We start from the raw sequence: 13,500 nt of genomic DNA, 5'->3' as shown, positions 1-13,500 counted from the left end.
GAAAGACAGCAGAGGTTGTGGGTGGATCAGGTGAACAGGCTGATGGCCCCGGTCAACAAGGCCAGCGCGGTGACGACCAGCGAGGTCAGCACTGCCCATTTGACGGTGGCCTTCTGGAAGTCGCCGATATCGCGATCGACCATGCCCACCAGCAACAGAGTCGAGGCCACCAGCGGGCTCATGAGGTGGACGGGTTGCCCCAGGATCGAGGCGCGTGCGATTTCAACCGGGTCGATGCCATACGCCGCGGCGGCATTGGCCAGGATCGGCACCACGCCAAAATAGTAGGCGTCATTGGACAGCACGAACGTCAGCGGCATGCTGGTGATCGCCACCACCAATGGAAACAGGTGGCCCCAGGATGGCGGGATCCAGTCGACGAGGGTCTGCGCCAGGGCGTCCACCATCTTTGTGCCGGAAAAAATCCCGGCGAAGATCCCGGCGGCGAATACCAGCAACACCACGGTCATGGCATTGCCCGAATGCGCCAGGATGCGTTCTTTCTGAATGTCCAATTGCGGGTAGTTGATCATCAGCGCGAGCACAAAGCCGATCAGGAACAGGATCGCGGAGTGCATCAACCCCATCACCAGGGCCGCCATCACCGCAATGACCAGCACCAGGTTAACGTAGGCCAGTTTCGGACGCTTGTGGGGGGTGTCTTCAAGAATCGCGTTGATATAGCAATCGCCGCCACCGCTCTGCAGTTGGACGTTGCCGATCCGCTTGCGCTCGGCGCGCCCCAGCAGGAAGGCGGTGAAGATCACCCACAGGGCGCCGCCGATCATGGTCGGCAGCAACGGCACGAAGTATTCGCCGGCATCCAGGCCCAGCGCGGCGATAGCACGTGTCGCGGGGCCGCCCCAGGGGGTCATGCCGCTCATGATGCTCAGCGACAGCATGGAAATGGTCGCCAGGATCATCGGGTTCATGCCGATGCGCTTATACAGCGGCAGCATTGCCGCACAGGTGATCATGTAGGTCGTGGTGCCGTCGCCGTCGAGTGCGACCAGCAACGAGAGCAGGGCAGTGCCGACCGCGATCTTCATCGGGTCGCCATTGACCCGCTTGAGGATCTTGCGGATCAGCGGGTCGAACAAGCCTGCGTCGATCATCAAGCCGAAGAACAGGATCGCAAACAACAGCAAGGCGGCAGACGGGGCGACCATTTTCAGGCCGTCGAGCATCATCTTGCCGGTGGTGCCGCCGAAACCGCCAAGCACCGCGAAGACGATAGGTACAACGGTAAGCGCGACGATGGGCGACAAACGCTTCGTCATGATGAGGACGGTGAATACGACCACCATGGCCAGGCCAAGGAAAGCGAGCATAGGACGATTCTCTTGTTGTTATCGTAATAGTGGCTGACGCCGAGGCGCACGCGCCCTGATCCGCCGGGCGGCCAAGGGCGCCTGGCGGAGGAGGGGTCAAGTCAGGGAGGGGCGTTGCCCGGTTATTGTTAAACGCGCTTGGGGACTTTCAGGTCTTCCCAGGCTTCTACCGGCGTCGCAGAGGGTTTTGCGTCGAGCATCCGGTGCAGCGTTTCGCGATGGCAGGCATTTTCAGATAGGGAAATCACTACCGTCGCGACGGCGTTGCTGGCCAGGCTGGTCAGGGCGCGCGCTTCGGACATGAAGCGGTCAACCCCGATCAGCAGCGCCAGGCCGGCCAACGGGATGTCGTGAATGACCGTCAAGGTCGAGGCGAGCGCGACGAACCCGCTGCCCGTCACGCCGGCGGCACCTTTGGAGGACAGCAGCATGATCGCCAGCATGGTGATGATTTGCGTCAGGCTCAGGTCAATGTTGCAGGCCTGGGCGATGAAAATCGCCGCCAACGACAGGTAAATGGCCGTACCGTCCAGGTTGAACGAGTAGCCGGTGGGGAGTACCAGGCCTACGACGCCTTTTTTGCAGCCCAGCGCTTCGAGTTTTTCCAGCATGCGTGGCATGACCGGTTCCGTGGAGGACGTGCCCAGCACCACCAGGAATTCTTCGCGAAAGTAGCGCAACAGTTTCCACAGGCTGAAGCCGTTGCTACGGCAAATGCTGCCCAGGACCACGAACACGAAGAAGCCGCAGGCGATGTACAAGGTCATGATCAACTTCGCCAGCGAACCCAGCGAAGTGATGCCGTACTGACCCACGGTGAACGCCAGGGCGCCGAAGGCTCCGACCGGGGCAAAACGCATCAGGTACGCGAAGATCTTGAAGACCATCTGCGAAGCGGCTTCGAGTACGTCGAGTACCGGCTTGCCACGCTCGCCCAGGGATGACAAGGCAAATCCGGAGAGTACCGCGATAAAGAGCACCGGCAGCACTTCCCCCTTGCTGAAGGCACCCACGAAGGTTTCGGGGATGATGTGCATGAAGAACTCCACAACCCCAAGCTTTGCCGCCGACTCGGTGTACTGGGCCAAGCCTTTGGTGCTCAGTTGGGTGGGATCAATGTTCATGCCGACGCCCGGCTGGAACACGTATACCGCCACCAGGCCAATGACCAGGCTGATCACCGTCAGGCCAAAAAACAGCAGCATGGTCTTGCTGAGCAGGCGTCCGAGCGAGCGTTTGTCGCTCATTCCGGCGATGCCGGTGACGATGGTGCAGAACACCACGGGGGCAATCATCATCTTGATCAGCTTGATGAACGCATCACCCAACGGCTTGAGCGCGATGGCCTGCTGAGCCCAGAAATGCCCGACCACAATGCCCAGCACCACGGCGCAGAGAATCTGGAAGTAGAGCGATTTAACAACTTTCATGGCATCACCCATTTTTAGAATTGTGCGGATGCAAAAATGCCAACGACCGCCGGAATTATCCGGCGAGGCGCTGTGACTCAGTGGCGTAGACGTAACCGGAGAAAAGCCTGCGCGCGGTGCGTACGACGGACGCTTGAATTGTCTCACCATTGCTGCCGGTGTAGGACAATACGACATCAATCCCGCCGCTTGGATGTTCGATACGCACCGCTTCACGACGCGGCGTGCTGACCCCGCCAAGCATCTGCGCGACGATGCTGCCTTCTATCACGCACGCGGTGGCCAGACCAATCGAGCCGGTAATGGCAAGCGCGCGGTGGCAGTTGTGCGGCATGAAATAGCGAACCTGAATCGTACCGCCAGCTTTCGCGGGCGAGACCAGGACCGGCTTGGGAATCACTTTGCCGCTGACATCGCCCAGGCCCATGGCCAGGCCGGCCTGGAGCCGCAGTGTCTCCAGGCGTCGCAGGAACTCCTTATCGGCGTCCAGTTCCGCTGGGCTCTCATCGCCTCGCTTGCCCAGTTGGCTGGCTTCGACGAGCACCATGGGCATCGCCATGTCGATACAGGTCACTGCAATGCCATCAAAGACGTCCTGCGTGTTGCCGGTGGGAAAGAGCTTGCCCGTCTTGCTGCCGGCTGCATCCAGGAAGGTCAGTTGCACCGGCGCCGCAGTACCGGGCACGCCATCAATGGCGGTATCGCCCTCATAACTGACTTTGCCATCCGGTGTGTACACCTGGGAATGGATGAAGGTCCCGGTGTTGACGTTGCGAATGCGCACGCGGGTGCGTCCGGGGGTGGCTTTGACCAGGCCCTGTTCGATGGCGAATGGGCCAACCGCACACAGCATGTTGCCGCAATTGGGTGCGCTGTCGACTCTGCGCTGAGACACCATCACTTGGACAAACAAGTAATCGACGTCCGCATCCGGGTGCAGCGAAGGGCTGACAATCGCAACCTTGCTGGTTTGCGGGCTGCCACCACCGATTCCGTCGATCTCCAGTTCATGACCGGAGCCCATCAGGTTGAGTAGCAGTTCGTCGCGGGCCTCGATGGACGACGGCAAATCCCAGTCGAGAAAAACCGGACCTTTGGAGGTACCACCGCGCATCAGCACACAGGGGATTCTTTGCATAATACTGACTCTTGTTGATCAATCGAGGTAATTGATGCTCTGTGAGCAAGAGTCTCAAGCTTTGAAAAATGTTTCCAATGCAAAAATTGACGTTATTATTGCGTTTGGCGAATGATAAATGTGCGCCAAACAACTTCCCAATTTCCTTGGTTGACGAGACTGGACATGGACTATGAGCTGAATGACATCCGATCTTTCGTGAAAATCGCCGAATTGGGTAGCTTTCACGAAGCGGCCGATGCTTTGCATCTGTCTCAACCTGCACTCAGCCGGCGAATAAAAAAACTCGAAGAGGGGCTGGGCACGGCGTTGCTGGATCGCACCACCCGCAAAGTCAGCCTTACCAGCGTCGGGCGTGACTTTCTTCCCAAGGCGCGCCGGTTGCTGGATGACTTCGACGAGTCGATTCTTAATATCCGTGAACTGGCCGAACGCCAGATCGGCCGTGTAACCCTGGCGTGTATCCCTACCGCCGCGTTCTATTTCCTGCCTTCAGTGATCCGTCTGTACAACGAGCGCTACCCGAAAATCCGGATCCGTCTGCTGGATTTGAGTGCGAATGAGGGGCTTGAAGCGGTGCTGCGCGGGGAAGCCGACTTCGGTATCAACATGATGAGTGGCCAGCATCCGGACATTGAGTTCGTGCCATTGGTCAGTGAGCCCTTTGTATTGGCGTGCCGGCGTGATCACGAGCTGGCAGGGCGCAGTTCGGTCACCTGGTCTGAATTGAGCGATTACCGCCTTATCGGGGTAGGGCGTTTGAGCGGCAACCGCATGCTGCTCGACCACGCTCTATCGGGCTTGAGTTGGCGGCCGCAATGGTTCTATGAAGTCCAGCACCTTTCGACTTCACTGGGCCTGGTGGAGGCCGGCCTGGGGGTTTCGGCGATGCCAAGCCTGGCCATGCCGGCTGATGATCATCCCACCCTGGTCAGCGTTCCATTGATCGAGCCCGTGGTGAACCGCTCTTTGGGCCTGGTTTACCGCCGAGGGTCCTCGCTTTCGCCGGCGGCGGAAAAATTCGTCTCGATACTGCTTGAGCAATGGCCACAGTGACCGGCCGCGTGTTGCCGTTCGCCGGCGGTCATCGTCATGAATGCGAGGTGGGCATGCTCTGAGTTGTTACTTCTGCCCACTGAGGGGGCGTTTTCTGAGCGGTCAGGTAGCAAGCTTGTGCACGATCCCTTCACGGTTTCCGCTGATGCAATGGGCCTATTTCATTTGAATCAAGCGCTTGGGTCATAGCGCCGTGATTTGGCACGCTTCCTGCTTTTTCGTATCCATGGATAATTGGATACAAAAATTCAAAAGGTGCTGCCGATGCAATTTGCCCCCGCTTACGTTGACCGCCAGCCCCTCACCGCCGAGGAGGAGGCCTACAACTTCCTGCTCGATGCCATTTGCGGCGGCCGCTACCGCAAAGGCGACCGTCTGATCGCCGAAGATATCGCCAGCGAAATCGGCATGAGCCGCATGCCGGTGCGCGAAGCCTTTCGCCGCCTGGACGCCCAGGGCCTGGTGACCTTGCGGCCCAATCGCGGCGCCATCGTCAGCGGCCTGGATATCGATGAACTGCACGAAGTGTTCGAAATGCGCAGCGCCCTCGAAGGCCTGGCAGTGCGCGTCGCGGTGGGGCGTATCGGCGAGCGCCAGTTGGCCGCGCTGGAGCGCTTGCTCGATGCGATGGACGACTACCGCGATGACAGTGCCGCCTGGGTCAGCCGGCACCGCGCTTTCCACGAATACCTGTGTAGCCTCAGTGGCCGCCCACGCCTGATGAAGCAGATTTCGGCGCTGTACTCACTGGTCGAAGCGCCCATGCGCCTGTGGTTGCAGCACGGTGAAAAAACCCTCAGTGCCCGCCAGGAACACGCGGTGATCCTCGACGCGATCCGTGCCGGTGACGCCGCCCGCGCCGAGGCCGTGGTGCGCGAACACATCGAAGGCACCGTGCCGGCACTGATCCAGTTCCTGCAAACCGAACAACAATAAGAAACACCTGCTGTGTGTTGACGTTGAGTCCTGCCCCGTTAATCAACGAACTGGAGTGTCTGGTCATGCATAAACACCGCGCCTTGCTGGTGGCTGTCTCCCTCGGCCTCTGTACCCAATGGGCCGTTGCCGCGCCCCAGGTGCCGGAGCGCCTGAAGAACGTCGACAAACTCATCTACTGCTCGGGGATGGATTCACCGCCCCTGGTGTCCTTCGATGAAGCACAGAAACCCCGCGGGCTCACCATCGACCTGGGCCTGGAGATCGCCAGGCGCCTGGGCGACAAGCAGGTGCAGTGGCGAGTGATTCCGTTCTCTGGCCTGGTGCCGGCATTGCTCGCCCAGCAGTGCGACATGATCGTCGACCAACTGTTCGACAAGCCTGAGCGACGCCAGGTGATCGACATCGTCAACTACATGTATTCCAGCCAATCGGTGGTGGTGCCCAAGGGCAACCCCAAGGGCATCAAGACCCTGGATGACTTGTCCGGACACAAGGTCGCGGTGCTCAACGGCTCCACCATCAAGACCCTGCTGGACGCGCAGAACGACAGCCTGGCCAAGGCCGGCAAACCGCCGATGAAACTGGTGGTGTACAACACCGACACCGACGCCTTCCAGGCTCTGCGCATCAGCCAAGTCGACGCCTACGGTACCACCGTGGAAACGGCCGGCTATTACGCCGCCATGGCCCCGGACCTGTTCCAGGAAGGCGTGCCAGCGTTCAGCCGCATTCTCACCGGTTTGGGCATGCGCAAGGACGACCCGCAACTCACCGCCGCCGTGCAGCAGGTGATCAGCGACATGCGCAGCGACGGCAGCTACGTCCAGTTGCTGAACAAATGGCATGTCAGCAGCGACACACTCGACTGAGGCACACCGGCGATGAATTTCAATTGGGATGTGTTCTGGCAGTACCTGTTGCAGCCGAGCGGGGTGTACCTCACCGGGCTGTGGCTGACCTGCCTGATCGCGGTGTCGGCGATGCTGCTGGGCTGCGTGCTGGGGTTGGCGGCGGCGCTGCTGCGCTTGTCGAAGAACCCGCTGTTGCACTTGCCGGTACGCTTTTATGTGTGGCTGATGCGCGGTACGCCGCTGCTGGTGCAGATCGTATTCCTGTACACCGCGCTGGCGGCGGGTGGGATTTTCCGTTTCGAGGACATCGCGCTGTTCGGCCTGGTCATCCCCGGCAATATCCAGGCGGCGATCATCGCGCTGGGCTTGAACGAAGGCGCGTACATGGCCGAGATCATCCGCGCCGGCATCGGCGCGGTGGACAAGGGCCAATACGAAGCCGGGCGTTCCCTGGGCATGGGCTTTGCCAAGCTGATGCGGCGCATCGTGCTGCCCCAGGCGTTTCGCGTGATCGTGCCGCCGCTGGGCAATGAGTTCAACGTGATGCTCAAGAACACCACCCTGGTCAGCGTGATCGGCGTGCAGGAGTTGCTGCTCAGCACGCAGATGGTCACCTCGGCGACGTTCCGCGTGTTCGAGTTGTACCTGGTGGTCGCGATTTACTTTTTGATGCTTACCACGCTGTGGGGCTTTTTCCAGCGCTGGCTGGAGGCGCGCTTTGGCCAGTCCGACCGGCCATCCGCGCCGCCACCGGCGTCCAGCCGCATGTTCGGGCGCAGCACCTTGAAACTGCTGAGGGGACGATAACCATGGCGCACCAGAGTGAAGAACTGATCATCGAGGCGCTGGACATCCACAAGTCGTTCGGCACCCTGCAGATCCTCAAGGGCATCTCCCTGCAAGTGCGGCGCGGCGAAGTGGTGGTGCTGATCGGCGCCTCCGGCTCGGGCAAGACCACCTTTATCCGCTGCATCAACCTGCTGGAAGACATCCAGAGTGGGCGCATCCGCGTCAACGGTCGTGCCATGGGCTATCGCGAGCGCAGCGATGGCAGCCTGGTACGCGATTCGGAGCGCAACATCGCGCGCCAACGCCGCGACATCGGCATGGTGTTCCAGCGTTTCAACCTGTTCCCCCACATGACCGCGCTGGAAAACATCATCGAAGCGCCGATCCAGGTGCTCGGCACATCTCGCGCCGAAGCCTTGGAGCAAGCCCGTGGATTGCTGGCGCGGGTCGGCCTGGCGGACAAGGCCAGCCATTACCCGTCGATGCTTTCCGGCGGCCAGCAGCAGCGGGTGGCGATTGCCCGCGCCCTGGCGATGAAACCCCAGGCCATGCTGTTCGACGAACCCACCAGCGCCCTCGACCCGGAAACCGTCGGCGAGGTGCTGCAGGTGATGAAGGAGCTGGCCGAGGAGGGCATGACCATGGTGGTGGTCACCCACGAAATGGGCTTTGCCCGTGAAGTGGCTGACCGCGTGGTGGTGCTCGACCAGGGCGAACTCATCGAACAAGGGCCGCCGGAACAGATTTTCAGCCGCCCCAGCCATCCCCGTACCCGGGCCTTTCTCAGTCGTGTGTTGTGAGTCTTTCCATCACCCTGTGTTGACGAGTCTTAGCCATGTTGAAATTTTCTGCTCACGAGTACCCCTATCCCTCGCAGCGCCAAAGCGTATTTGCCCGTCGCGGCATGGTTGCGGCGTCCCAGCCCCTGGCGGCCCAGGCCGGTATCCAGATCATGCAACAGGGCGGTAACGCCATTGATGCGGCGATTGCCACGGCGGCCGCGCTGACGGTGGTGGAGCCCACCGGCTGTGGCCTGGGCGGCGACGCGTTCGCGCTGGTCTGGCGCAAGGGCCGGTTGCACGGCCTGAACGGCAATGGCCACGCGCCGGCGGCCTTGAGTATCGAGGCGGTCAAGGCGGCGGGGCACGACCGGATGCCGCTGTATGGCTGGACCCCGGTCACCGTGCCCGGTTGCCCCTCGGCCTGGGCCGAGCTGTCCGAGCGCTTCGGCAAGTTGCCGTTTGCCGAGTTGCTGCAGCCCGCCATCAGCCTGGCGCGTGACGGCTTCCCGTTGTCGCCGGTGATCGCCCAGCTCTGGCAGGCCGCGCTGGATGAATTCGGCCCCCATCGTGACCCGGCCCTGGACGCCTGGTTCGACACGTTCCTGATCGACGGCCGTGCGCCCCGGGCGGGTGAGATATTCCGCAACCCGGCCCAGGCACGTACCTTGGAAGAACTCGCCGCTACCCGTTGCGAAAGCTTGTATCGCGGTGCCCTGGCCGAACGCCTGGATGCGCATTCCAGGGCCAGTGGCGGTTACCTGCGCGCCAGCGACCTCCAGGATTATCGCGCCCAATGGGTGGACCCGATCCACGTCAACTACCGAGGGGTGGACGTCTGGGAAATCCCGCCCAGCGGCCAGGGCCTGGTGGCGCTGATGGCGTTGAAAATCCTTGAAGGCTTCAGCTTCGATCACCGCGACAGCCAGCAGACCTGGCACCGCCAGTTGGAGGCGATGAAACTCGCCTACAGCGACGGCCTGCACCACATCACCGACCCGTTGCACATGCGCGTGGCCGTCGCCGACCTGCTCAGCGATGCCTACAGCACCCGCCGCCGTGGGCAGATCGGCGAACAGGCGCAACCGCCCAAGCCCGGTGACCCCCATGCCAGCGGCACGGTGTACCTGGCCACGGCGGATGCCGAGGGCAATATGGTCTCGTTCATCCAGAGCAACTACCACGGCTTCGGCTCCGGCGTGGTGCTGCCCGACAGCGGCATCGCCCTGCAGAACCGTGGGCAGGAATTCAGCCTCGACCCGAGCCACGCCAACTGCCTGGCACCGGGCAAGAAAACCTTCCACACCATTATTCCCGGCTTCCTCACCAAGGACGGGCAGGCCCTCGGGCCATTCGGCGTGATGGGCGGCTACATGCAGCCCCAGGGCCATGTGCAGATGGTGATGAACCTGGTGGACTTCGGCCTCAACCCGCAAGCGGCCCTGGACGCGCCGCGCTGGCAATGGCTGGGCGACATGAAGGTCGGCATCGAACACGGTGCCTCTAGTGACCTGGCCAATGCCCTGGCGCGACGCGGGCACCAGGTGCAGATCGCCAGCGACCTCACCGACTACGGGCGTGGCCAGATCATCCTGCGTGATCCGGTCAGTGGTGTATTGTGCGGCGGAACGGAGCCAAGGACGGATTCAACGATCGCAGTGTGGTAAGCGAAAAAAATTGGCTGAAGCCTGTCCCTTTTTTTCACCTCGCCTGTCATTCCAGGCAAGTGAACAATATCGAGAGCTTCCGCCAATGCCCGCAGTCCGCCCCTTGCTCAAACTGAGCCTGATGCTGAGCCTCAGCGCCAGCCCGTTTTTCGCCGCCGTCAGCTACGCCGAAGACACCGCCGCGCGGCGCAGCTACCAAGTGCCGGCGGGCAGCCTGAGCGCGGCGCTGACGCGTTTTGCCGGGCTGTCGGGGGTCAACCTGTCGGTGGACCCGGCGCTGGTCAGCGGGCGCAGCAGCACTGGCTTGTCCGGCGAATACGGCGTGGAGGAGGGCTTTGCCCGCCTGCTGCAAGGTTCCGGCCTGCAACTGCAAGCCATGGGCGAGCAGGCCTACATGCTGGTGCCGGTGCCGGAGGGCAGCAGCCTGGAGCTGGCGCCCACGTCGATCCTCGGCACCACCGGCCTGTACGACGGCGACACCTACGCCGGTGGCCAGGTGGCGCGCCGCACGGCGCAGGGCATGCTGGGCACGCGGGATTTCATGGAGACTCCGTTCAGCATCACCACCTACACCCAGGAGGCGGTGAAAAACCAGCAGGCACGCACCCTCGGCGACCTGATCGCCGCCGACCCCTCGGTGCGCGCCACCAACCCGGCCGGTGGGCGCTACGAGCAATTCACCATTCGCGGGTTCAGCCTGTTCAACAGTGACGTGGCCTACAACGGCCTGTACGGCGTGCTGCCGACGTACACCATCGACATGGAAATGGCCGACCGCGTCGACATCCTCAAAGGCCCGAGCCAGTTGATCAACGGCATTTCGCCGCGTGGCAGCGTCGGCGGCGGGATCAACGTGGTGCCCAAGCGCGCGACCGACAAGGACATCAACTCGTTTACCGGCAACTGGGCGTCCGACAGCCAGGCCGGCGGTGCGGTCGACATTGGCCGACGCTTTGGCGAGGACAACCAGTACGGCATTCGCTTCAACGGCGTGAAGCAATCCGGCGACACCGCCTGGGACCACCAGAGCGTCGACCGCGAAATGGCCGTGCTGGGCCTGGATTTTCGCGGCGAGCGCCTGCGCCTTTCCACCGATATCGGCCACACCGAGCGCGACACCGATGCCCCCCAGGAGCGCGTGCAGGTGGCGGCCGCTGCGCCGGTGCCGAGTGCCAGCGATGTGCGCCGCAACTATGCGCAGTCGTGGAGCAAGGCTCGCACCAATGACACCTTTGGTACGGTCAACGCCGAGTACGACCTCAGTGACAACGTGATGCTCTACGGTGGCGTGGGCGCGCGCAAAAGCAACCACGACTTCCTGCGCCACGCGGTTTCGGTGACCAATGCGGCCGGCGATTTCAGCGTGCAGCCGCGGGATTTCACCCGCGATGAAAACGTGCGCACCTACACCGCTGGCGTGCGCAACTGGTTCCATACCGGGCCGGTGAGCCATGAGGTCAACCTGGCCGCCAGCTACTTCGACATGGACTTCACCAACGGCGGTGCGCGGTATACGGCGCCGTCGAGCAATCTCTACAACCCGGTGCAGTCGCCGACGCCGTCACGGCCGACGCGCTTCGATCCCAAGGTCTACACCGAAAACAAATTCAGCGGCGTGGCCTTGTCCGACACCCTGGGTTTTTTCGACGACCGCCTGTTGCTCACCCTCGGTGCGCGCTGGCAGCGGGTCAAGGTGACTGACTGGAGCGACGGGATCAAAGGCGACACCGCCTATGACGAAGAAAAGGTATCGCCGTCGGGCGGCATCCTGTTCAAGGCCACCGACAAGTTGTCGCTGTACGCCAACTACATGGAGGGCCTGAGCCAGGGCAAGATCGCGCCGTCGACCTCGAGAAACGAAGACGAGATCTTCCCGCCGTTCATCAGCCGCCAGGTGGAAGTGGGCGCCAAGTACGATGCCGGTGCCTTCGCGGTGACCGCCGCCGTGTTCCGCATCAAGCAACCGGCCTATGAAACCAATGCGACCACGCGGCTGTTTGGCCCCAACGGCAAGCGCGAGAATGCCGGTGTGGAACTGAGCGTGTTCGGCGAACCGCTCAAGGGCTTCCGCCTGCTGGGCGGGGTGATGTACATCGACAGCAAACTCAAAGACACCACCAATGGCACCTGGGACGGCAACCGTGCGCCGGCCACGCCCAAGTACAACGTCAACCTCGGCGCCGAATGGGACGTGCCGGGCCTGGAAGGCCTGACGTTGACCAGCCGTGGCATCTACTCCAGCTCGCAGTACCTCGACCAGTCCAACGTCAAGGAAATCGACGCCTGGAACCGCCTCGACGTGGGTGCGCGCTATGGCTTCAAGGTGGATGACAAGCACATCACCCTGCGGGCGAATGTGGAGAACGTCGCCGATAAACGCTACTGGAGCTCGGCCGGTGCATCGGATGACAGCGAGCCGGGGCTGACCCTGTCGACGCCGCGCACCTACCTGCTGTCGGCCACCGTCGACTTCTGACACTGGGCCGTGCAGGTTATAAATGAGAATGTTTTTTGATCACGCCGCGCCGATATGGAATAGTACCCGCCGTTTTCCCCGGCCTGCCTAGCCGGGGTGTTTTAACGCCGAGGTCCTTGTCATGCGAATGCTGCGTTCCATCCCCACCCTGGCCGCCTGTGTCCTGGCGTTCTCGTCCAGCCTGCTGAGCGCCGCCCCCATCGACCTCAACGACGGCCAGCACGCCGTGCATCTGCCCGATGCCCCCAAACGCGTGGTGGTGCTGGAATTCTCCTTTCTCGACAGCCTGGCCGCCGTTGACGTCACCCCGGTCGGCGCCGCCGATGATGGCGATGCCAACCGCGTGTTGCCCCGCGTACGCCAGGCCATCGGCCAATGGCAGTCGGTGGGCCTGCGCTCGCAGCCGAGCATCGAGGAGATCGCCCGGCTCAAGCCCGATCTGATCGTGGCCGACCTTAATCGCCACCAGGCGCTGTACAGCGACCTGGCGAGCATCGCGCCGACCTTGCTGTTGCCGTCCCGTGGCGAGGATTACCAGGGCAGCCTCAAATCCGCCGAACTGATTGGCAAGGCCCTCGGCAAGAGCGCGCAGATGGAGGCGCGCATCCAGAAGAACCGTGAAAACCTCAAGGCCATCGCGCAACAGATTCCGGCCGGCGCCAGCGTGTTGTTCGGTGTGGCGCGTGAGGACAGCTTCTCCGTGCATGGCCCGGACTCCTACGCCGGCAGCGTGCTTGAGGCCATCGGCCTGAAAGTCCCATCGGTACGCGCCAACGCCGCGCCCACCGAGTTCGTCAGCCTGGAACAGTTGCTGGCCCTCGACCCGGGTTGGTTGCTGGTCGGTCATTACCGTCGCCCCAGCATCGTCGACAGCTGGAGCAAGCAGCCCTTGTGGCAAGTGCTCGGCGCCGTGCGCAATAAGCATGTGGCCGAAGTGGATGGCGACAGCTGGGCGCGCAACCGTGGCGTGCTGGCGTCGGAGCAGATCGCCGAGGATGCGCTGGCGATTCTCAAGGGCGGCAAAGCCGTATTGAGCCAATAACC

Annotated in this window: 11 protein-coding genes; 8 read left to right on the top strand and 3 right to left on the bottom strand. The window is 62.3% G+C overall.

Going from position 1 to position 13,500, the window contains the following annotated elements; translation table 11 throughout:
• Nucleotides 1-26: 26 nt before the first annotated feature.
• The 3 genes from BM110_RS07895 to BM110_RS07885 form a co-directional block, all read right to left on the bottom strand.
• Complete coding sequence (locus BM110_RS07895; RefSeq protein ID WP_092250438.1) at nucleotides 27-1,331, bottom strand: CitMHS family transporter; 1,305 nt, start codon at nucleotides 1,329-1,331, stop codon at nucleotides 27-29.
• Between the two features lie 128 nt (nucleotides 1,332-1,459).
• On the bottom strand, nucleotides 1,460-2,773 hold the full coding sequence (locus tag BM110_RS07890; protein WP_092250441.1) for a dicarboxylate/amino acid:cation symporter: 1,314 nt from the start codon (nucleotides 2,771-2,773) through the stop codon (nucleotides 1,460-1,462).
• A 43-nt stretch (nucleotides 2,774-2,816) separates the two neighbouring features.
• A complete protein-coding gene (locus BM110_RS07885) occupies nucleotides 2,817-3,899 on the bottom strand; it encodes a 4-oxalomesaconate tautomerase (protein ID WP_071492173.1) in 1,083 nt (360 codons plus the stop codon).
• 165 nt (nucleotides 3,900-4,064) lie between these two features.
• Here BM110_RS07885 and BM110_RS07880 point away from each other — a divergent pair, with 165 nt between their 5' ends.
• The 8 genes from BM110_RS07880 (at nucleotide 4,065) to BM110_RS07845 (ending at nucleotide 13,498) form a co-directional block, all read left to right on the top strand.
• Complete coding sequence (locus tag BM110_RS07880) at nucleotides 4,065-4,955, top strand: LysR family transcriptional regulator (RefSeq protein WP_071492172.1); 891 nt, start codon at nucleotides 4,065-4,067, stop codon at nucleotides 4,953-4,955.
• Between the two features lie 264 nt (nucleotides 4,956-5,219).
• Complete coding sequence (locus tag BM110_RS07875; RefSeq protein WP_093513060.1) at nucleotides 5,220-5,891, top strand: GntR family transcriptional regulator; 672 nt, start codon at nucleotides 5,220-5,222, stop codon at nucleotides 5,889-5,891.
• A 65-nt stretch (nucleotides 5,892-5,956) separates the two neighbouring features.
• Entirely contained in the window at nucleotides 5,957-6,763 is an 807-nt protein-coding gene (locus BM110_RS07870) for an ABC transporter substrate-binding protein (RefSeq protein WP_071492170.1), read from the top strand.
• Nucleotides 6,764-6,775: 12 nt separating this feature from the next.
• Nucleotides 6,776-7,552, top strand: a complete 777-nt coding sequence (locus BM110_RS07865) for an amino acid ABC transporter permease (protein WP_058426249.1) — start codon at nucleotides 6,776-6,778, stop codon at nucleotides 7,550-7,552.
• A gap of 2 nt (nucleotides 7,553-7,554) precedes the next feature.
• A complete protein-coding gene (locus BM110_RS07860) occupies nucleotides 7,555-8,334 on the top strand; it encodes an amino acid ABC transporter ATP-binding protein (RefSeq protein ID WP_071492168.1) in 780 nt (259 codons plus the stop codon).
• 35 nt (nucleotides 8,335-8,369) lie between these two features.
• Complete coding sequence (locus tag BM110_RS07855) at nucleotides 8,370-9,980, top strand: gamma-glutamyltransferase family protein (protein WP_093513058.1); 1,611 nt, start codon at nucleotides 8,370-8,372, stop codon at nucleotides 9,978-9,980.
• Nucleotides 9,981-10,065: 85 nt separating this feature from the next.
• On the top strand, nucleotides 10,066-12,456 hold the full coding sequence (locus BM110_RS07850) for a TonB-dependent receptor (RefSeq protein ID WP_093513056.1): 2,391 nt from the start codon (nucleotides 10,066-10,068) through the stop codon (nucleotides 12,454-12,456).
• A gap of 127 nt (nucleotides 12,457-12,583) precedes the next feature.
• Nucleotides 12,584-13,498 carry a Fe(3+) dicitrate ABC transporter substrate-binding protein FecB gene (locus tag BM110_RS07845; protein ID WP_371322062.1) on the top strand — a complete coding sequence of 305 codons (915 nt, stop codon included), beginning with the start codon at nucleotides 12,584-12,586 and terminating at the stop codon, nucleotides 13,496-13,498.
• Nucleotides 13,499-13,500 lie beyond the last annotated feature (2 nt).

It is taken from the genome of Pseudomonas sp. NFPP28, assembly GCF_900115535.1.
Taxonomy (GTDB): domain Bacteria; phylum Pseudomonadota; class Gammaproteobacteria; order Pseudomonadales; family Pseudomonadaceae; genus Aquipseudomonas; species Aquipseudomonas extremorientalis.
This window is presented reverse-complemented; position numbering and strand designations above follow the sequence as displayed.

Bases quoted from the DNA above. Each gene is read 5' to 3' on its own strand.
- BM110_RS07895 (WP_092250438.1), bottom strand. From the start codon at position 1,331: ATGCTCGCTTTCCTTGGCCTGGCCATGGTGGTCGTATTCACCGTCCTC.
- BM110_RS07890 (WP_092250441.1), bottom strand. From the start codon at position 2,773: ATGGGTGATGCCATGAAAGTTGTTAAATCGCTCTACTTCCAGATTCTC.
- BM110_RS07885 (WP_071492173.1), bottom strand. From the start codon at position 3,899: ATGCAAAGAATCCCCTGTGTGCTGATGCGCGGTGGTACCTCCAAAGGT.
- BM110_RS07880 (WP_071492172.1), top strand. From the start codon at position 4,065: ATGGACTATGAGCTGAATGACATCCGATCTTTCGTGAAAATCGCCGAA.
- BM110_RS07875 (WP_093513060.1), top strand. From the start codon at position 5,220: ATGCAATTTGCCCCCGCTTACGTTGACCGCCAGCCCCTCACCGCCGAG.
- BM110_RS07870 (WP_071492170.1), top strand. From the start codon at position 5,957: ATGCATAAACACCGCGCCTTGCTGGTGGCTGTCTCCCTCGGCCTCTGT.
- BM110_RS07865 (WP_058426249.1), top strand. From the start codon at position 6,776: ATGAATTTCAATTGGGATGTGTTCTGGCAGTACCTGTTGCAGCCGAGC.
- BM110_RS07860 (WP_071492168.1), top strand. From the start codon at position 7,555: ATGGCGCACCAGAGTGAAGAACTGATCATCGAGGCGCTGGACATCCAC.
- BM110_RS07855 (WP_093513058.1), top strand. From the start codon at position 8,370: ATGTTGAAATTTTCTGCTCACGAGTACCCCTATCCCTCGCAGCGCCAA.
- BM110_RS07850 (WP_093513056.1), top strand. From the start codon at position 10,066: ATGCCCGCAGTCCGCCCCTTGCTCAAACTGAGCCTGATGCTGAGCCTC.
- BM110_RS07845 (WP_371322062.1), top strand. From the start codon at position 12,584: ATGCTGCGTTCCATCCCCACCCTGGCCGCCTGTGTCCTGGCGTTCTCG.